Annotated in this window: 17 protein-coding genes; 14 read left to right on the top strand and 3 right to left on the bottom strand. The window is 59.0% G+C overall.

What is annotated here, in order from left to right; translation table 11 throughout:
* Positions 1 to 35: 35 nt before the first annotated feature.
* The gene (locus KK102_RS01085; protein ID WP_216356732.1) at positions 36 to 962 is read right to left on the bottom strand and encodes a LysR substrate-binding domain-containing protein; all 927 of its coding nucleotides are present in this window, start codon (positions 960 to 962) and stop codon (positions 36 to 38) included.
* 189 nt (positions 963 to 1,151) lie between these two features.
* Between KK102_RS01085 and KK102_RS01080 the strand changes: the two genes are divergently transcribed.
* The 7 genes from KK102_RS01080 to KK102_RS01050 are packed head-to-tail and all read left to right on the top strand — an operon-like array spanning position 1,152 to position 7,603.
* The gene (locus KK102_RS01080; protein ID WP_216356731.1) at positions 1,152 to 2,102 is read left to right on the top strand and encodes a branched-chain amino acid ABC transporter permease; all 951 of its coding nucleotides are present in this window, start codon (positions 1,152 to 1,154) and stop codon (positions 2,100 to 2,102) included.
* An 8-nt stretch (positions 2,103 to 2,110) separates the two neighbouring features.
* Entirely contained in the window at positions 2,111 to 3,217 is a 1,107-nt protein-coding gene (locus tag KK102_RS01075) for a branched-chain amino acid ABC transporter permease (protein WP_046889617.1), read from the top strand.
* Complete coding sequence (locus KK102_RS01070; RefSeq protein ID WP_216356730.1) at positions 3,214 to 3,981, top strand: ABC transporter ATP-binding protein; 768 nt, start codon at positions 3,214 to 3,216, stop codon at positions 3,979 to 3,981. Before KK102_RS01075 ends, KK102_RS01070 begins: the two co-directional genes overlap by 4 nt.
* The gene (locus tag KK102_RS01065; protein ID WP_216356729.1) at positions 3,974 to 4,693 is read left to right on the top strand and encodes an ABC transporter ATP-binding protein; all 720 of its coding nucleotides are present in this window, start codon (positions 3,974 to 3,976) and stop codon (positions 4,691 to 4,693) included. The genes KK102_RS01070 and KK102_RS01065 overlap by 8 nt, the downstream gene beginning before the upstream one ends.
* Before the next feature lie 28 nt (positions 4,694 to 4,721).
* A complete protein-coding gene (locus tag KK102_RS01060; RefSeq protein ID WP_216356728.1) occupies positions 4,722 to 5,879 on the top strand; it encodes a branched-chain amino acid ABC transporter substrate-binding protein in 1,158 nt (385 codons plus the stop codon).
* Between the two features lie 18 nt (positions 5,880 to 5,897).
* Positions 5,898 to 6,380 (top strand): L-2-amino-thiazoline-4-carboxylic acid hydrolase, encoded by a 483-nt coding sequence (locus tag KK102_RS01055; RefSeq protein ID WP_046889613.1) that lies wholly within the window; start codon positions 5,898 to 5,900, stop codon positions 6,378 to 6,380.
* Positions 6,377 to 7,603, top strand: a complete 1,227-nt coding sequence (locus KK102_RS01050) for a Zn-dependent hydrolase (protein WP_216356727.1) — start codon at positions 6,377 to 6,379, stop codon at positions 7,601 to 7,603. The genes KK102_RS01055 and KK102_RS01050 overlap by 4 nt, the downstream gene beginning before the upstream one ends.
* 70 nt (positions 7,604 to 7,673) lie before the next feature.
* Here the strand turns inward: KK102_RS01050 and KK102_RS01045 are convergent, their stop codons facing one another.
* On the bottom strand, positions 7,674 to 9,161 hold the full coding sequence (locus KK102_RS01045) for an MFS transporter (protein ID WP_216356726.1): 1,488 nt from the start codon (positions 9,159 to 9,161) through the stop codon (positions 7,674 to 7,676).
* A gap of 116 nt (positions 9,162 to 9,277) precedes the next feature.
* Between KK102_RS01045 and KK102_RS01040 the strand changes: the two genes are divergently transcribed.
* From KK102_RS01040 to narI, 6 genes are all read left to right on the top strand, one after another.
* Entirely contained in the window at positions 9,278 to 9,853 is a 576-nt protein-coding gene (locus tag KK102_RS01040) for a TetR family transcriptional regulator (RefSeq protein WP_216356725.1), read from the top strand.
* Positions 9,854 to 10,062: 209 nt separating this feature from the next.
* Positions 10,063 to 11,451, top strand: a complete 1,389-nt coding sequence (locus KK102_RS01035; protein ID WP_216356724.1) for a NarK family nitrate/nitrite MFS transporter — start codon at positions 10,063 to 10,065, stop codon at positions 11,449 to 11,451.
* A 27-nt stretch (positions 11,452 to 11,478) separates the two neighbouring features.
* Positions 11,479 to 15,219: a nitrate reductase subunit alpha gene (locus KK102_RS01030; RefSeq protein WP_216356723.1), complete on the top strand. Its 3,741-nt coding sequence runs from the start codon at positions 11,479 to 11,481 to the stop codon at positions 15,217 to 15,219.
* Positions 15,216 to 16,760 carry a nitrate reductase subunit beta gene (gene narH / locus KK102_RS01025; RefSeq protein WP_148400751.1) on the top strand — a complete coding sequence of 515 codons (1,545 nt, stop codon included), beginning with the start codon at positions 15,216 to 15,218 and terminating at the stop codon, positions 16,758 to 16,760. Before KK102_RS01030 ends, narH begins: the two co-directional genes overlap by 4 nt.
* Positions 16,760 to 17,455: a nitrate reductase molybdenum cofactor assembly chaperone gene (narW, locus tag KK102_RS01020; RefSeq protein ID WP_126544759.1), complete on the top strand. Its 696-nt coding sequence runs from the start codon at positions 16,760 to 16,762 to the stop codon at positions 17,453 to 17,455. Before narH ends, narW begins: the two co-directional genes overlap by 1 nt.
* Entirely contained in the window at positions 17,452 to 18,132 is a 681-nt protein-coding gene (gene narI / locus KK102_RS01015; protein WP_216356722.1) for a respiratory nitrate reductase subunit gamma, read from the top strand. Before narW ends, narI begins: the two co-directional genes overlap by 4 nt.
* A gap of 79 nt (positions 18,133 to 18,211) precedes the next feature.
* On the opposite strand, the gene nhoA is transcribed toward narI, so the two are convergent.
* Complete coding sequence (nhoA, locus tag KK102_RS01010; protein WP_216356721.1) at positions 18,212 to 19,057, bottom strand: N-hydroxyarylamine O-acetyltransferase; 846 nt, start codon at positions 19,055 to 19,057, stop codon at positions 18,212 to 18,214.
* Between the two features lie 108 nt (positions 19,058 to 19,165).
* On the opposite strand from nhoA, the gene KK102_RS01005 reads away from it, so the two are divergent.
* Positions 19,166 to 19,738 carry a flavin reductase family protein gene (locus KK102_RS01005; protein WP_126544762.1) on the top strand — a complete coding sequence of 191 codons (573 nt, stop codon included), beginning with the start codon at positions 19,166 to 19,168 and terminating at the stop codon, positions 19,736 to 19,738.
* The last annotated feature ends 8 nt before the right edge of the window (positions 19,739 to 19,746 follow it).

Here is a 19,746-nt window from a genome sequence, read left to right as displayed (position 1 = left end):
AGTACGAAAAGGCCAGCCATTGTCGCTGGCCTTTTTTATTCCAGGCTCTGTTCACTGCCCGCCGCCCGGCGTAGCCAGTTTTGCAGCAGTTTCCCGTCTTCGGTCATGTCCGAGTCGGTGCGTACGCAGAGGTAGTAATCTCGTCCGTCGTCGATAGGCAAATCAAAGATTTTCACCAGTTCACCGCTCTCAAGATACGGTGCAATCAGCGGCTCGCGCATCAGGGCACATCCCAGCCCGGCCTGTACGCCAGCCAGCGTCAGCAGGCCATCCTCAAACATCGGTCCACTGCGGCGCACGGGACGCTTCACCCCCTGCTGCATAAACCATTGCGGCCAGGTCGAGCGCTCCTCGTCATGCAGCAGCGGCATTTGCAGCAGCTGTTCGGGCGTATCGATGTGGCCGTGAATACGCAAAAACGCGCGGCTGCACACCGGCACCATCTGGCCGGAGATCAGTTTTTCGCTCTGATAACCAGCCCACTGGCCGTTACCAAAGCGAATCGACATATCGGACGCATCGCTCAGGTAGTTACGGTGGTTGGCGTAGACAACGTTGATCTCCGTCTGCGGGTTGGCGCGCATAAAGGTCGGCAGACGTGGAATAAACCACCCCATACCAAACAGCGGGATCAGGCTGATGGTCACCTGACGCGTTTGCGCCTGTTCCACCAGGTGCTCCGTCGCCTGCCGAAGCACGTTGAACGCGGCGCGAATCGAGCGGTAGTAATCCCGCCCCTGCTGGCTCAGGATCAGCCTTCGCCCCTGTCGCTCCGTGAGTGGCATCTGCAGATAGGCCTCCAGCACCTTAAGCTGATGGCTCACGGCGGAGGGGGAGATATCCAGCTCCTGCGCGGCCAGGGTTATGCTTCCCAGCCTGGCAATGGCCTCAAATGCCCGCACGGCCCGAAGTGGTGGATCGTTTGCCAGACGGCTTTCGGCATAGGCTGACACGGCGGTCAACTATTCTGTTTTATTCATATATTGATTTCTTTAGGCTTTTCACCCTGCTGATGTATTTTAATATTTTAATGTAAATCATAAAGATAAAACAATACCGGTTTATCATAAGAAATAATATATGTGTATTTTACAATTTTATTCATTTATTGGATGGTAGCCGCTGAAAGAGCAACTTGTCGGGTACGCACGTTGGATACACTGATACAACAACTGATCAACGGCGTGATGCTGGGAAGCATCTACGCGCTGATCGCGCTGGGCTATACCATGGTGTATGGCATTCTGCGCATTATTAACTTTGCCCATGGCGATATTCTGATGGTCGGCGCACTGACCACGCTTTCCGCCATTAACGTTCTGAACAACACCTTCCCGCATCTGCCGCTGCTGCTGCAGTTGGGCTTTGCGCTGCTGGTTGCCATGGCGGTCTGTGCTCTGCTGGCGATGGCTGTGGAACGCTTTGCCTACCGACGCCTGCGCAACGCGCCGCGTCTGGCACCGCTGATCTCCGGGATTGGCGTCTCGGTGCTGCTGCAAACCGTGGCGATGATTATCTGGACGCGCAATCCGCTGATGTTCCCGCAGATCCTGCCGATGGACCCGATCGCCGTCACGTCCGGCAGCGAAGCCCATCCCCCTGCGATTGTTACCGTCACCGGCATCGTGACCGTGGCGCTGGCGCTGACCGTCATGATCGGTCTCTGGCTGTTGGTCGAATACAGCCGCCTGGGGCGCGGCATGCGCGCCGTGGCGGAAAATCCGCGCGTCGCCATGCTGATGGGCGTGAACCCGAACGCGATAATTACCCTCACGTTTGCCATCGGCGGCATCTTTGCCGCGCTGGCAGGCGTGATGATGGCGAGCAACTATGGTAACGCCAGCTTCGCCATGGGCTTTCTGCCAGGGATTAAAGCGTTCACCGCCGCCGTGCTGGGCGGGATCGGCAATATTCGCGGCGCAATGATTGGCGGGATCCTGCTTGGCATCATTGAAGCACTCGGCGCGGGCTATCTGGGTGAACTGACCCACGGCGTGTTCGGCAGCAATTATCAGGATGTCTTTGCCTTCATCGTGCTGATTCTGGTGCTGGTCTTCCGTCCGGCAGGCCTGCTCGGCGAACGCGTGGCAAACAGAGCGTAAGGAACACTATGACAACCGTACAACTCCAAACGCCGACGGCGACGCGCAAGTTCTGGTCCGGCATGACGCTGTTCTGCCTCGCGCTGCTGATTGCGCCCGTGGTCGCCAGCCAGATTGGCGGCAACTACTGGGTGCGGGTTATCGACTTTGCCCTGCTCTACATCATGCTGGCGCTGGGGCTTAACATCGTGGTCGGCTACACGGGCCTGCTGGACATGGGTTTTATCGCTTTTTACGCGGTCGGTGCCTATCTCGCCGCCCTGCTTGCCTCCCCGCACCTGTCGGAGGTATTCCCGATCCTCACCGTCTGGTTCCCGGAGGGGCTGCACACCTCCTGGCTGCTGATAATTCCCATAGCGGCACTGGTTGCCGCGGTGTGCGGCATTCTGCTTGGTGCACCCACGCTGAAGCTGCGCGGGGATTACCTGGCGATAGTGACCCTCGGCTTTGGCGAAATCATCCGCATCCTGATGCGTAACCTCGACCGTCCGGTGAACATCACCAACGGCGCAAAGGGCATTACCGGCGTCGATACCCTGAACCTGTTCGGCCTGAAGTTCAGCGGCGTATATCACTGGTTTGGTTTCAAAGTGCCTGCCCTGTGGCTGTGGTACTACCTGCTGATGCTGGTGATTGTGGCGATTGTGTTTGTCTGCCTGCGCCTGCAGCATTCGCGCATCGGCCGCGCCTGGCACGCCATTCGTGAAGATGAAGACGTGGCCCGCGCGATGGGCATCAACGTGCGTAATTACAAGCTGCTGGCCTTTGCCATGGGCGCCTCGTTTGGCGGCGTGGCGGGAGCCCTGTTCGGCGCGTTTCAGGGCTTTGTCTCACCGGAGTCGTTTACCTTGCAGGAATCCATTGCCGTACTGGCGATGGTGGTGCTGGGCGGTATGGGGCATATACCCGGCGTGATCCTCGGCGCGGTGCTCCTGACCGCCCTGCCGGAGCTGCTGCGCAGCCAGGCCGCGCCCGTTCAGCAGGCGCTGTTTGGCACGGTGCTGGTCGACCCGGAAATTTTACGCCAGCTGTTCTACGGTCTGGCGCTGGTGCTGGTGATGCTGGTTCGACCTTCAGGCATCTGGCCGGTGCGCCACAAGGAGGTGAAAGCATGAGCCTGTTAACCGTACGCAATATGTCCAAGCGCTTCGGCGGGCTGACCGCGGTGGATGACGTTTCGCTCACCGTGAACAAAGGCGAAATCTACGGCCTGATCGGCCCTAACGGCGCGGGCAAAACCACCTGCTTCAACCTGATTACCGGGCTCTATCTGGCGGACAGCGGTGAGTTCACCATTGCCGATAAGCCCTATTACCCGAAACAGATTGAACAAGTCACAGCCGCCGGGATCGCCCGCACGTTTCAGAACGTCAGGCTGTTTAACGAGATGTCGGTACTGGAAAACGTCATGGTGGGCCGCCACGTGCGCACCCGCAACGGTTTATGGGCGGCGCTGAGCCGCAACCGGCGCGCCCGTAAAGAAGAAGCCGAAACGCGCGAGCAGGCGTGGCACTGGCTGGAATACACCGGCATTGCCAAGTTTGCCCACTATCGCGCCTGCGACCTGGCCTACGGGCATCAGCGACGTCTCGAAATTGCCCGGGCGCTGGCAACGGATCCGCTCCTGCTGGCGCTGGACGAACCCGCTGCCGGGATGAACGCGGCGGAAAAAGTGGCGCTCGGTGAACTGCTGACGCGTATTCGTGACGACGGCAGAACTCTGCTGATGATCGAACACGACGTCAAGCTGGTGATGGGCATCTGCGATCGCCTGACGGTGCTTGATTACGGCAAAACGCTCGCCAGCGGCACGCCAGAGAGCGTGCGGCGCGACCCGGCAGTGATTGCCGCCTGGCTTGGAGGCAACGCCCATGTCTGAATTACTGAAGGTTGAACGTCTGGACGTGCATTACGGCGGTATTCAGGCCGTACGCGATGTCTCTTTTACCCTGCGCGAGGGCGAACAGGCTACGCTGATCGGCGCGAACGGCGCGGGAAAAAGCTCCACCGTGCGCGCCATCACCGGGCTGGAAAACTTTAGCGGCAGTATTGAATTCAACGGTAGAACGGTACGTAAGCACAGGCCCGAATCCTTGCTCCGGGACGGGTTAGTCATGGTCCCGGAAGGCCGTGGGATCTTCGCCCGAATGACGGTACTGGAAAACCTGCAGATGGGTGCCTGGCTCAGGAGTGACACTGTCACCGTCAGGCAAGAGATGAATGACATATTCGAGCGCTTCCCGCGCCTGGGAGAACGCCAGCATCAGCTCGCTGGCCTGCTTTCCGGCGGTGAGCAACAGCTTCTGGCGCTTAACCGCGCCCTGCTCAGCCGCCCGCGCCTGCTGATCCTCGACGAACCCTCAATGGGCCTTGCCCCGAAGATGGTGGAAAACATTTTTGCCGTTATCGCCGGGCTGCGCGAACGCGGCGTCGCCCTTCTTCTGATTGAGCAAAACGCCAGGCTCGCGCTTGAGGTGACCGACAGCGCGTGGGTGATGGACAGCGGCAGCATTGTCCATCATGGCGAGTCGAAAGCGCTGCTCAATGACGACCAGATTGCACAGATTTACCTGGGCGAAATGCCCGTTTAACCACACCAGCCAACATCAGGGAAATATAATGAAAACAGTAAAAATCAGTGCGCTCAGCGCCGCTCTTCTCCTCAGCGGTTTTGCCTCGACGGCCGCGTGGGCCGCTGGCAGCGAAACCGTGACCATCGGCCTGGCGGGCCCGCTCACCGGCCCGTCTGCCCGTATCGGTAAAGATCTGGAAAACGGCGCGCAGCTGGCCATTGACGACATCAACAAGCAGCACCCGACCATCGGCGGCAAAGCGGTGACCTTCAAACTGCAGTCCGAAGACGATCAGTCCGACCCGCGCACCGCCGTTGCCGTGGCGCAGCGTCTGGTGGACAGCGGCGTGGCGGGCGTGGTCGGCCACTGGAATACCGGCACCAGCATTCCGGCCGCGCGCGTTTATCATGATGCGGGCATCGCACAGGTGGCCCCGGTGGCGACCGGGCACGCCTATACCAAACAAGGCTTTGACACCAGCTTCCGCGTAATGGGCCATGACGATGACGGCGGACAGTTTGCCGGTCAGTACGCGGTCAATACGCTGAAAGCCAAACGCATTGCGGTGATCGACGACCGTACCGCCTTTGGTCAGGGCCTGGCGGACGAATTTATCAAATCGCTGGAAGCTCAGGGCGTGAAGATTGTCGACCGTCAGTACGTCGATGATAAAACCGTGGACTTCAGCGCGGTGCTGACCGCCATTCGCAGCAAAAACGCCGATCTGATCTTCTTCGGCGGCGTCGACAGCCAGGCGGCACCGCTGGCGCGTCGTATTAAACAGCTGGGCATGAACGCCACGCTGATGGGCGCAGGCGGCTTCGTCAGCCAGACCTTCCTCCAGCTGGCGCAGAAGGAAGGCGAAGGCGTGGTCGCGCTGGAGCCGGGTCTGCCGGTTGAACAGATGCCTGGCGGTAAAGCCTTCGAGCAGGCGTATCAGTCGCGCTACCACACCCATATCGAACTGCACGCGCCGTTCGCCTATGACGCCACCCGCGTGCTGGTTGCGGCCATGGAAAAAGCCGATTCCGTCGAACCGTCCGAGTATCTGCCTGCCCTGCGCGCCATCAGCTATTCGGGCGTGACCGGACAGATCGCGTTTGATAAAGAAGGCAACCTGAAATCACCGTCGTTCACGGTTTACAAAGTCGTTGACGGCAAGTGGCAGCCGCAGACCGTACTGGGCGGCGCGAAAGACAAGTAACCGCAGTGAGGCAATGTGATGAGTGATAATAATGAGCTGGGCATTCTCGCCCGCCGCAAAATTGAAGCCGAAATTATTAAGCCAATCTATGAAATCCTGGTGCGGGAGATTGGCAAAACCCGCGCGCAGGCGGTCATTGGCGAGGCCATTGAGCAGGCCGCGATTGACGCAGGCAAAGCGTTTGCCAGCAAAGAGCCCGACGGCGCGGACGTAAAGAGCTTTATCGCCCTGCAGTACCTGTGGGAGAAAGATAATGCCCTTGAGGTTAAGGTGATCGACGCCGACGACCAGCAGTACAACTACAACGTGACCCGCTGCCGCTACGCCGAGATGTACCACGAGATGGGGCTGGGTGAAATCGGTCACCTGCTTTCCTGCGCGCGCGACGAGAAATTTATTGTGGGCTACGCGCCGGATGTGGAGCTGACGCGCACCACCACCATCATGCAGGGCGGCTCGTGCTGTGACTTCCGCTACCGCAGTAAAAAGGACACGGCATGATCCGGGTCAACGCTGAGCGTCTGTGGACAACGCTGGAGATGATGGCGCAGATCGGCGGCACGCCCGCAGGTGGCGTTACCCGTCTGGCCCTGAGCGAGGAAGATCGCATCGCGCGTAACCTGCTGCGCGACTGGGCGCTGGAGGCGGGTTTCACCTGCGACGTCGACAGCATGGGCAATATGTTTATCCGCCGTGCGGGAAAAAACCCGGCGCTCGCGCCGGTGATGACCGGCTCGCACGTTGATTCGCAACCCCTCGGCGGCAACTACGATGGTATCTACGGCGTGCTGGCCGGGCTTGAGCTGCTGCGGACGCTGAACGATAACAACGTACAAACCGAGCGCGACATTGTGCTGGTGAACTGGACCAACGAGGAAGGCGCGCGCTTTGCCCCGGCGATGCTCGCATCAGGCGTTTGGGCAGGCCAGCTTTCGGAGGATTTTGCCTACGCCCGGATGGACAGCAAGCGGGTAACGGTACGCGAGGCGCTTGAGGCGATCGGTTATCGCGGCGAAATTCCGGCCCGCGCTTTTCCGGTCCACGCCTGCTATGAACTGCACATTGAGCAGGGACCGATTCTGGAAGATGAATCCATCGATATCGGTCTGGTGCGTGCGGCCATGGGCCAGCGCTGGTATACGATCGCGCTGGACGGTTTCGCCGCGCATGCGGGCACCACGCCCATGCACAGCCGACGCGATGCGCTAACCGCGTTCGCCGGGCTGGCGCTGAAGGTGGAAGAAATTGGCTATCGGCATGCGCCGGACGGTCGCGCGACGATCGGCATGGCCGAGATCACGCCCAATTCGCGCAACGTGGTGCCGTCTCGCGTCGTGTGTAGCGTGGAGTTCCGCCATCCGGAACAGGATGCGCTGGCAGCAATGGAGGCGGCGCTGCATCAGGCTGCTGAAAGCCTGGCCGCCCGCGGCGTGACGGCTAACGTCGAGCGCATTTTTGACTACGCGCCGATTGCGTTTAACGCCGAGTGTCTGGCCCGCACGGAACGCGCCGTGGCGGCGCTGGGCTACTCGTCTAAACCGATGGTATCCGGTGCCGGGCATGACACCTGCTATGTCAGCAAAATCGCTCCGGCCAGCATGATCTTTATCCCCTGCGTAAAAGGCATCAGCCATAACGAAGCGGAAAGGATCCTGCCGGAGTGGTCAGAGAAAGGGGCAAACGTGCTGCTGCACAGCGTGTTGGCCGCCGCGCAGGAAATCTAAGCCATTACCGTGGCCTGATGCCCTCACCCTAACCCTCTCCCACAGGGAGAGGGGACAAACTGGGCGGGTTTTACGGCTTCGGCGCTTTCGCCAGGCTGAACCAGATCCCCACTGCCAGCAACAGCAGCATTCCGCCCGCACTCCCCAGCGCCACGCTGTGGGAGGTGATAAACGCCGTTTTCGCCGCCTCAATCACCGACTCCGCCAGCGACGGCGCCAGATCCTGCGCCATCTTCACCGCTTCACCAATAGAGGACGAGGCTTTATCTGCAAGCGACGGGGCCAGCCCCTGCGGGAGCTCAATCGACGTCGAGAAGCTGCGGGTTAACAGCAGGCCGAAAATGGCGATCCCAAGCCCCGCGCCCAGCTCGTAGGACATGGTTTCAATCGCCCCTGCGGCAGCCGCTTTCTCTTTTGGCGCAGCGGCCATAATCGCAGAGGTCGAGGCCAGCAGCGCGCTGGCCGCGCTAAAGCCGAGCAGAACCATCAGGGAAGACGCCAGCAGCTGCTGAGTGCTGAAATCAAGCATCGACAGGCCGATAAAACTGACCGCGCTCAGCCCCATCCCCCCAGCCGCCACAAGACGCAGACCGAGACGTCCCACCAGTACACCCGCAATCGGGCCGCTAAACCCGCTCGCTACCATCAGCGGCAGCATAAACATGCCCGCCTCAAACGGCGTGAAGCCATGAACAAACTGCAACTCCTGCGCCATCAGCAGTTCAAACCCCACCAGCGCAATCATCGCCGTCATCGCCATCACCACGCCGCTTAAAATGATGCGGTGACAGAACAGGCGCATGTCGATCATCGGCACGCGGGCGCGCAGCTGAATGCGCACGAAAATAAACAGCATTACCGCGCCAGTCAGCAGCGTACAGGCCACCAGCCACGGCGACAGCACGCCTTTCAACGCGGTTTTTGCGCTGTAGACCAGCAGTAAAATCGCCACGATCAGCATGATCGCATGGCTAATGTTCAACGGCTGCTCAGGCCGCCCCTGCTGCCGGGGAACAAAACGCGCCGCAAGCGTGACAACGATAAGCACGATTGGCACGTTGATCAAAAACACTGAACCCCAGTAGAAGTGTTCCAGCAGCATGCCGCCAATCAGCGGGCCAAATGCCGCCCCGCCGGAACCCACGGCCGCCCAGACGCCGAGCGCAATATTACGATCCCGCGCGTCGATAAACAGCGTACGGATCCCAGCAAGCGTAGCCGGAATAATCATCGCCGCACCAATAGCCAGCGACGCGCGCGCCGCAATCAGCCAACCTGCCGACGGGGCAAACGCTGCCGCCAGCGACGACAGGCCAAACAGCGTGCTGCCAATCATGAGCAATCGTTTAAAACCAATGCGATCACCCAGCGCCCCCATCGGCAGTACCATTCCCGCCATTACCAGCGAGTAAATGTCGATGATCCACAGCAATTCATTGCCGCTGGCGCCCAGCGTCATGCTCAATGTCGGCGCCGCCACGTGCAGCACCGTCGCGTCGATCGCCACCGGGATATACACCAGCACGATAATCACCAACGCTAACCACTGACGAAACATAAATTTCCTTTTCTTTTAAAACATGGACACATGTCCAGGATGCGATCCTACGTAAAGTTGAACGCATGTCCAGCTTTTTGTTACACTCGTTTCATTGCCATTGAGAGTGAATAAACATGCGATATCTGAGCAAGGATGAACGGCGGGAAGCCATCTTACAGGCCGCCATGCGCGTGGCGCTGGCTGAAGGACTGGCGGCAATGACGGTGCGCCGCATTGCCGCTGAAGCCAGCGTGGCGACCGGACAGGTTCACCACCACTTCACCTCCGGCGGCGAGCTAAAGTCTTTGGCGTTTGTTCGCCTGATCCGCGAATTACTGGATGCCGACGTGCCGGGTGAAGAGGCGAGCTGGCGCGCACGCCTCCATGCTATGCTCGGCAGCGATGACGGCAGGTTTGAGCCCTATATTCGTCTGTGGCGTGAAGCCCAAATTCTGGCCATTCGGGATGCCGAAATAAAAGGCGCTTACGTACTGACAATGGAGATGTGGCATCAGGAGACCGTTGCCATTATTCGTGCCGGGGCGGAGGCCAGCGAATTTACGCTGACTGACCGTGCAGAAAATATTGCCTGGCGTTTGATAGGGCTGGTGTGCGGGCTGGACGGCATTTACATATTAAATATGCCGGAGATGGACGACGCGGCCTTTAATAAGCATCTCGATAAACTCATTACGCTGGAATTGTTTTAATACCCCTTCCGGAGTATTAATTCTCGTGCATTTTACAATTAGTAACACATTAAGCGACCCCTTAATCCCATTCTAATCTCAGGGGTTCGCTTTTTTATCTATCCTTTCAGATGTATCCCAAAACATCCAATAAACCCTAGTCCCCACTCTCATTTATCTTTTTGTTTTCACTTCGTTTTTCTCTCCATTATGGCAAGCAAGAGGGCGATATGTCACCACAAAGTGAAAAGAGTAACCCGCATCTTTTAAGTAACTGGAAACCTGAAAACGCGCAATTTTGGGAGAATAAAGGCAAACATATCGCGCAAAGAAATCTGTGGATCTCGGTGGCATGTTTACTGCTGGCCTTTTGCGTATGGATGCTGTTTAGCGCAATCGCGGTCAATCTCAATAAAGTCGGATTTAATTTCACCACCGATCAACTTTTTATGCTAACGGCATTACCTTCTCTCTCCGGCGCGATATTGCGCGTCCCCTATTCGTTTATGGTACCCATATTTGGCGGACGATACTGGACGGTATTGAGTACCGTCATCCTGATTATTCCCTGCGTCTGGCTGGGAATTGCCATTCAGACCACCGCGACGCCTTACTGGGTCTTTATCGTGATTGCCCTGCTCTGCGGCTTTGCAGGTGCCAACTTTGCCTCCAGCATGGGCAACATCAGCTTCTTCTTCCCCAAGGCAAAACAGGGCAGCGCGCTCGGCATTAACGGCGGGCTCGGCAACCTTGGCGTCAGCGTGATGCAGCTGGTCGCACCGTTGGTGATATTTCTGCCGATGTTCACTTTCCTCGGCGTGCACGGCGTGCCGCAGGAAGATGGCTCGACGATATGGCTGGCCAATGCAGCATGGATCTGGGCGCCGCTGCTGCTGCTGGCAACCCTTGCTGCTTTTTTTGGCATGAACGATATTGCCAGCTCTAAGGCTTCTATTGCCAGCCAGCTCCCGGTGCTGAAGCGCTTTCACCTCTGGCTGCTGAGCCTGCTCTATCTGGCGACCTTCGGCTCGTTTATCGGCTTCTCGGCGGGTTTTGCCATGCTGTCGAAAACCCAGTTCCCGGACGTGAACATCCTGCACCTCGCCTTCTTTGGCCCACTTATCGGTGCGCTGGCGCGTTCAGCGGGCGGGATGATCTCCGACAAACTGGGCGGCGTACGGGTCACGCTGATTAACTTCGTCTTTATGGCCGTCTTTAGCGCCCTGATCTTCCTGACGCTGCCCGGCTCTGGCTCCGGCAGCTTTGTCGCGTTCTATCTGGTCTTTATGGGACTGTTCCTCACCGCCGGGCTGGGCAGCGGCTCCACCTTCCAGATGATTGCCATTATCTTCCGCCAAATCACGATAACCCGCGTGAAGCAGGAGGGCGGCACGGACGAGCAGGCGCAGCACGAAGCGGTGACGGAGACCGCCGCCGCGCTGGGCTTTATCTCCGCCATCGGTGCCGTTGGAGGATTCTTCATTCCTAAAGCCTTTGGCACCTCGCTGGCGATGACCGGATCGCCGGTCGGCGCCATGAAGGTGTTCCTCGTGTTTTACATCGTCTGCGTGCTTGTTACCTGGCTGGTGTATGGCCGCAAATCCGCAAAAAAAGAATAACTACACGTCCGAAGCAGGAGAAATGTCATGAGCAAACTGTTGGATCGCTTTCGTTATTTCAAAACAAAGGGGGACAGCTTCGCCAACGGGCACGGGCAGGTATACCACACCAACCGCGACTGGGAGGACAGCTACCGTCAGCGCTGGCAGTTCGACAAGATTGTGCGCTCCACCCACGGCGTAAACTGTACCGGCTCCTGCAGCTGGAAGATTTACGTCAAAAACGGCCTGGTGACCTGGGAAACCCAGCAGACCGACTATCCGCGTACCCGCCCTGACCTGCCCAACCACGAGCCGCGCGGCTGTCCGCGCGGGGCGAGCTACTCCTGGTATCTCTACAGCGCCAACCGTCTCAAATACCCGCTGGTGCGCCGCACGTTAATTGAGCTCTGGCGCGAGGCGCTGGCGCAGCATACCGATCCGGTGCTGGCCTGGGACGCCATCCAGAGCGATCCGCAAAAGGCGCAGAGCTACCGGCAGGCACGCGGACACGGCGGATTTATCCGCTCGAACTGGAAAGAGCTGAATCAGCTGATCGCCGCCGCCAACGTCTGGACCATCAAAAAGTATGGCCCGGATCGCGTCGCCGGTTTCTCCCCTATCCCGGCGATGTCGATGGTCTCCTACGCTGCCGGCACGCGCTATCTTTCCCTGCTCGGCGGCACCTGCCTGAGCTTCTACGACTGGTACTGCGACCTGCCTCCGGCTTCGCCGATGACCTGGGGCGAGCAGACCGACGTGCCGGAGTCCGCCGACTGGTACAACTCCAGCTATATCATCGCCTGGGGCTCGAACGTGCCGCAGACCCGCACCCCGGATGCCCACTTTTTTACCGAAGTGCGCTACAAAGGCACCAAGACCGTCGCCATCACGCCTGACTTCTCGGAGGTCGCGAAGCTGAGCGACCAGTGGCTGGCCCCCAAACAGGGCACCGACAGCGCCCTCGCCATGGCGATGGGCCACGTGATCCTCAAAGAGTTCCACCTCGATAACCCCAGCGACTACTTCCTCAACTATTGTCGCCGCTATACCGACATGCCGATGCTGGTGCTGCTCGACGAGCAGGAAGACGGTCGTGTGGTGCCGGGACGAATGCTGCGCGCCTCGGACCTTATCGACGGGCTGGGTGAAGCCAATAACCCTGAATGGAAGACCGTCGCCTTTGACATTGCCGGGAACCTGGTGGTGCCAAACGGATCGATTGGTTTCCGTTGGGGAGAAAAAGGCAAATGGAATCTGGAGCCGCAGGCTGCAGGCCACGAAACCGAACTGACCCTTTCCCTGCTCATTACCCACGACAGCGTGGCGGACGTCGCCTTCCCCTATTTTGGCGGCAACGAGAACCCGCATTTCCGCAGCGTGAAGCAGGAGCCGGTGCTGACGCGCCGCGTGCCGAGCAAAACCCTGACGCTCGCCGACGGCAGCGAGAAACGGGTGGTCAGCGTTTACGATCTGGTGCTGGCTAACTACGGTCTCGATCGCGGTCTGGAAGACAACAACGCAGCAGCACACTACGGTGAAATCAAAGCCTACACCCCGGCCTGGGGCGAGCAGATTACCGGCGTACCCGCTTATCTGATAGAAAAAATCGCCCGCGAGTTTGCCGATACGGCGCACAAAACGCACGGTCGTTCGATGATCATTCTGGGTGCCGGGGTCAACCACTGGTACCACATGGACATGAACTACCGCGGGATGATCAACATGCTGGTCTTCTGCGGCTGCGTCGGGCAGAGCGGCGGCGGCTGGTCACACTACGTGGGCCAGGAGAAGCTGCGCCCACAAACCGGCTGGCTGCCGCTGGCCTTCGCGCTGGACTGGAACCGTCCGCCGCGCCAGATGAACAGCACCTCATTCTTCTACAACCATGCCAGCCAGTGGCGCTACGAGAAGCTGACCGCGCAGGAGCTGCTCTCCCCGCTGGCGGACGCCTCGAAATTCACCGGCCACCTCATCGACTTCAACGTCCGCGCCGAGCGTATGGGCTGGCTGCCGTCAGCCCCGCAGCTCAACCTTAACCCGCTGCACATAAAAGCCCGCGCGGAGGCGGCGGGGATGACGCCGCAGGAGTACACCGTGCAGGGGCTAAAATCGGGTGACGTGCGTTTCGCCTGCGAGCAGCCCGACAGCGGTAAGAACCATCCCCGCAACCTGTTCGTCTGGCGCTCTAACCTGCTCGGCTCGTCCGGGAAAGGCCATGAGTACATGCTGAAATACCTCCTCGGCACCGAAAGCGGCATTCAGGGCGAAGATCTCGGCTCTACCGATGACGTGAAGCCTGAAGAGGTGGAGTGGCAGACCGCAGCCATCGAGGGCAAGCTCGACCTGCTGGTCACGCTCGACTTCCGCATGTCCAGCACCTGTCTGTTCTCCGATATCGTCCTGCCCACCGCCACCTGGTATGAAAAAGACGACATGAATACCTCGGACATGCATCCGTTTATTCACCCGCTCTCGGCCGCCGTCGATCCGGCGTGGGAGTCCCGCAGCGACTGGGAGATCTATAAAGGTATCGCCAAAGTCTTCTCCGAGGTCTGCGTCGGGCATCTGGGCACCGAAACCGACGTGGTGCTGCAGCCGCTGCAGCACGACTCGCCGGCGGAGCTTTCACAGCCGTTTGATATTCAGGACTGGCGCAAAGGCGAATGCGATCTGATCCCCGGTAAAACGGCGCCGAACATTGCGGTGGTCGAGCGTAACTACCCGGAAACTTACGAACGCTTCACCGCCCTCGGCCCGCTGATGGAGAAGCTCGGCAACGGCGGGAAAGGCATATCGTGGAACACGCAGAACGAGGTCGATTTCCTCGGCAAGCTGAACTACGTCAAGCTTGAGGGCCCGGCGAAAGGCCGCCCGCGCATTGAAACCGCAATTGACGCCTCTGAAGTGATCCTCGCTCTGGCACCGGAAACCAACGGTCAGGTGGCGGTGAAAGCCTGGGAAGCGCTCGGCGAACTGACCGGGCGCGATCACACCCACCTGGCGCTGAACAAAGAAGACGAGAAGATCCGCTTCCGTGATATCCAGGCGCAGCCGCGCAAAATCATCTCCAGCCCGACCTGGTCCGGACTTGAGAGCGAGCACGTCTCCTACAACGCGGGCTATACCAACGTTCATGAGCTGATCCCGTGGCGCACCCTTTCGGGCCGCCAGCAGCTGTATCAGGACCACGCGTGGATGCGCGCCTTCGGAGAGAGTCTGGTGGCCTACCGTCCGCCGATTGATACCCGAAGCGTTACCCATATGCGCGAGATCCCGCCAAACGGCTTCCCGGAAAAAGCGCTCAACTTCCTGACGCCGCACCAGAAATGGGGCATCCACTCCACCTACAGCGAGAACCTGCTGATGCAGACCCTGTCGCGCGGCGGACCGATTGTCTGGATCAGCGAAACCGACGCACGCGAGCTGGGCATTGAGGACAACGACTGGATCGAAGCCTTCAACGCCAACGGCGCCCTCACCGCCCGCGCGGTGGTCAGCCAGCGCGTGCCGCCGGGCATGACCATGATGTACCACGCTCAGGAGCGCATCCTGAACATTCCGGGTTCCGAGGTGACCGGACGGCGCGGCGGGATCCACAACTCTGTCACCCGCGTCTGCCCGAAACCGACGCATATGATCGGCGGCTACGCCCAGCTGGCGTACAGCTTCAACTATTACGGCACCGTCGGCTCCAACCGCGACGAGTTCATCATGATCCGCAAAATGAAAAACATTAACTGGCTGGACGGCGAAGGTCGGGATCAGGTCCAGGAGGCGAAAAAATGAAAATACGCTCACAGGTTGGCATGGTTCTGAATCTCGATAAATGCATCGGCTGCCACACCTGCTCGGTCACCTGTAAGAACGTCTGGACCGGGCGTGAAGGGATGGAATATGCGTGGTTTAACAACGTCGAAACCAAACCGGGCATCGGCTACCCGAAAAACTGGGAAGATCAGGAGGAGTGGCAAGGCGGCTGGATCCGCGGCATTCACGGCAAGCTGACGCCGCGTCTCGGCGGCAAGATGGGCGTGCTGTCGAAGATTTTCGCCAACCCCGTCCTGCCGCAGATTGACGATTACTATGAGCCCTTTACCTTTGACTATCAGGATCTGCACCGTGCCCCGGAGGGCGATCACCTCCCCACCGCCCGCCCACGTTCGCTGATCGACGGCAAGCGGATGGACAAAATCGTCTGGGGGCCCAACTGGGAGGAGCTGCTGGGCGGCGAGTTCGAAAAACGCGCCCGCGACCGCAACTTCCAGAAGATCCAGAAGGAAATGTACGGCCAGTTTGAAAATACCTTCATGATGTACCTGCCGCGCCTGTGCGAGCACTGCCTGAACCCGAGCTGTGCCGCAACCTGTCCGAGCGGCGCGATTTACAAGCGCGAAGAGGACGGCATCGTGCTGATTGACCAGGACAAATGCCGCGGCTGGCGTCTGTGCATCAGCGGCTGTCCGTACAAGAAAATCTACTTCAACTGGAAAAGCGGCAAATCAGAAAAATGTATTTTCTGCTATCCGCGCATTGAATCCGGCCAGCCGACCGTCTGCTCGGAAACCTGCGTCGGGCGCATCCGCTACCTCGGCGTGCTGCTGTATGACGCGGACCGCATTGAAGAAGCGGCCAGCACCGAGCATGAAACCGACCTGTACGAGCGCCAGTGCGACGTGTTCCTGAATCCGAACGATCCGGCGGTGATTGAAGAAGCGCTGAAGCAGGGTATTCCACAGAACGTGATTGACGCCGCCCAGCGTTCGCCGGTCTACAAAATGGCGATGGACTGGAAGCTGGCCCTGCCGCTGCATCCGGAATACCGCACCCTGCCGATGGTCTGGTACGTGCCGCCGCTGTCGCCGATTCAGTCCTACGCGGACGCCGGCGGCCTGCCGCAGAGCGACGGCGTACTGCCTGCCGTAGAGAGCCTGCGCATTCCGGTACAGTATCTGGCGAACATGCTCAGCGCGGGCGATACCGGCCCGGTGCTGCGCGCCCTGAAACGCATGATGGCGATGCGCCATTACAAACGTTCCCAGACCGTGGAAGGCGTGACCGATACCCGCGCCATTGAAGAGGTCGGCCTGACCGAAGCGCAGGTTGAAGAGATGTACCGCTATCTGGCGATCGCCAACTACGAAGATCGCTTCGTGATCCCGACCAGCCACCGTGAAATGGCGCGCGACGCGTTCCCGGAGAAAAACGGCTGCGGCTTCACCTTTGGCGACGGCTGCCACGGCTCCGACACCAAATTCAACCTCTTCAACAGCAGCCGCATCGACGCGATTAACATCACCGAGGTGCGCGAACACGGGGAGGGAGAATAATGCAGATCCTCAAAATCATCGCGCTACTCATTGAGTATCCCGATGAGATCCTGTGGGAAAACCGTGATGAAGCGCTTTTGTTAATAGCGCAGGACGCGCCCATGCTGCTGCCATTTGCGCAGCAGCACCTGAGCGCCCCGCTGCTGGACAAGCAGGCCGAATGGTGTGAAGTATTTGAACGCGGCCGCGCGACCTCGCTGCTGCTGTTCGAGCATGTTCACGCCGAGTCCCGCGATCGCGGTCAGGCGATGGTTGATCTGATGTCCCAGTACGAGAAAGCTGGGCTACAGCTGGACTGCCGCGAGCTGCCGGACTATCTGCCGCTCTACCTGGAATACCTCAGCATCGTTACCGACGACGAGGCGCGCGAAGGATTGCAAAACGTCGCGCCGATCCTGGCGCTGATTGGGGGACGTCTGAAGCAGCGCGGCGTAGCGCATTACCAGCTGTTTGACGCCCTGCTGGCGCTGGCGGGTACGCGGCTTTCCAGCGACAGCGTGGCGACACAGGTGTCCGGTGAAAAACGGGATGATACCCGCCAGGCGCTGGACGCCGTCTGGGAAGAAGAACAGGTGAAATTTATCGAAGACAACGCCACATCGTGCGACAGCTCGCCGATGCAGCACTATCAACGACGCTTTAGCCAGGACGTCGCGCCGCAGTACGTGGACGTCAGCGCCGGAGGCCCAAAATGACACACTACCTGAACGTGTTTTTCTATGACATTTACCCCTACATTTGCGCCACCGTCTTTTTCCTCGGCAGCTGGTTGCGCTACGACTACGGGCAGTATACCTGGCGGGCCTCATCGAGCCAGATGCTCAGCAAACGCGGCATGAACTGGGGCTCTAACCTGTTTCATATCGGGATTCTGGGGATCTTCTTCGGGCACCTGTTCGGCATGTTAACCCCGCACTGGATGTACGCCTGGTTTTTACCCGTCGCGGTTAAACAGCAACTGGCCATGATTGCGGGAGGCATCTGCGGCGTATTGACGCTGATTGGCGGTTCTATGCTGCTTTACCGCCGCCTGTTCAATCAACGCGTGCGCGCCACCTCCACCACGCCGGATATCATCATCATGAGCATTTTGCTGATCCAGTGCATTTTGGGACTGACCACCATCCCCTTCTCCGCACAGTATCCTGACGGGAGTGAGATGATGAAGCTGGTCGGCTGGGCGCAGGGGATCGTGACGTTTAAGGGGGGCTCATCAGAAATGCTGAACGGCGTGGCGCCGATCTTCCACATCCATCTGGTGCTGGGGATGACGATCTTCCTGATCTTCCCGTTCACCCGTCTGGTGCACGTGTGGAGCGCGCCCTTTGAGTATTTTACCCGTCGGTATCAGGTGGTGAGATCGCGTCGTTGATTTAGTCGGGTGGCGGCTACGCCTTACCCGACCTACGTTCAAACTCATGCAGGCCCGGTAAGGCGTAGCCGCCACCGGGCTATTTTCCGGCCTGAGGATGCGTATCAAAACCCGCCATCACGGCCGTGAGCTCAGCCAGTGAAAATCCGTGTTTGGCATCGTCAACGCCCAGTCCAAAGCGTTCCTGCATCAGTCGGTAAAGCGCTTCAGCGTCCGGCAAATGGATCTGCTCCTCCACATGGCCATTTTGCCAGTGGGTAAAGTTGAAGTTGGTCAGCGTCAGCTTGCCGCCGTCAGGCAGGTGGCGACACATCAGCAGATGGTGGCGGAAATGCGACTGCGGCCAGTGCGCTGACCAGAAATTCCCCATCACGTAATCGCTGAAATACTGCGTCGTCAGGTCAAACTGGTACATCGACTGCCAGTGATCGTGATGGCGGAACTGCAGCACCCAGTCGTTACCCTCGCTCAACAGACGATACAGGCCGTGCGGCGTTTCCTGTTGTTCACCGGCGAGCAGACGAATCGGCGACGTCAGCGTCTGGCCGCCAAACCCCACGTCCGCTATCCAGCGCTCGCCGTTAAGCTCAACCAGCAGCAGGCGGTGCGTGCGCGGCGGCATTTGCGGTGGATTCGCCAGAACGACGCGCCCAAGCACGCTGCGCACCGTAAAGCCGACTTCGCGCAATACGCGTTCGAACAGGCCGTTTTGCTCAAAGCAATAGCCTCCGCGGCGCGCGGAGACCAGCTTGTCGACCAGATTCTGATCCTCAAGCTGGATTTCACGCGGCAGAACGACATCAATATTCTCAAAAGGGATCGCACAGTTGTGGTGTAAATGCAGCGCGTGCAGGGTATCGATATCAACAGCGGTCGGTTGCGTCCAGCCGATGCGGGCGAAATAGGCGGTCAGGAATGGGGACATTAATCAGTTTCCTTTGATTGTGATGTTCTGTTTATAAACTAATTTTATGCGTCCACTTTGATTTACGTGCTTTTTCGTCATACTCATCGATGTAGATGAGGAGATCATATGAGTCACTTTCGCCCTGTTGAATTACGTCATGCCAGCCGTCTGCTGAACCACGGCCCTACTGTGCTTATCACCAGTCGGGATGAAAGCCTGGACAGACGCAACGTGATGGCCGCCGCATGGTCAATGCCCGTTGAGTTTGAACCGCCGCGTATCGCCATCGTCGTGGATAAAAGTACCTGGTCACGCGAGCTGATTGAGCGCAGCGGGAAATTTGGCATCGTCATCCCCGGCGTGGCGGCGGCCAACTGGACATACGCGGTCGGCAGCGTCAGCGGGCGCGATGAAGACAAATTCAACTGCTATGGGATCCCGGTCGTACAAGGCCCTGAGCTTGGCCTGCCGGTGATTGAAGAAAAATGTCTGGCGTGGATGGAGTGCCGGTTATTACCTGTAACTTCTGCGGCAGAAAAATATGACACCCTGTTTGGTGAAGTGGTTTCAGCGGCAGCCGATGAACGCGCGTTTGTCGCCGGACGCTGGCAGTTTGACGGGGATAAGCTGAACACCCTGCATCATCTTGGGGCCGGGACGTTTGTGGCGAGTGGGAAGATAGTGAAGGCGTTGGATTGAGAAAACCC

The sequence above is a fragment of the Enterobacter quasimori genome (assembly GCF_018597345.1).
Classification (GTDB): domain Bacteria; phylum Pseudomonadota; class Gammaproteobacteria; order Enterobacterales; family Enterobacteriaceae; genus Enterobacter; species Enterobacter mori.
This window is presented reverse-complemented; position numbering and strand designations above follow the sequence as displayed.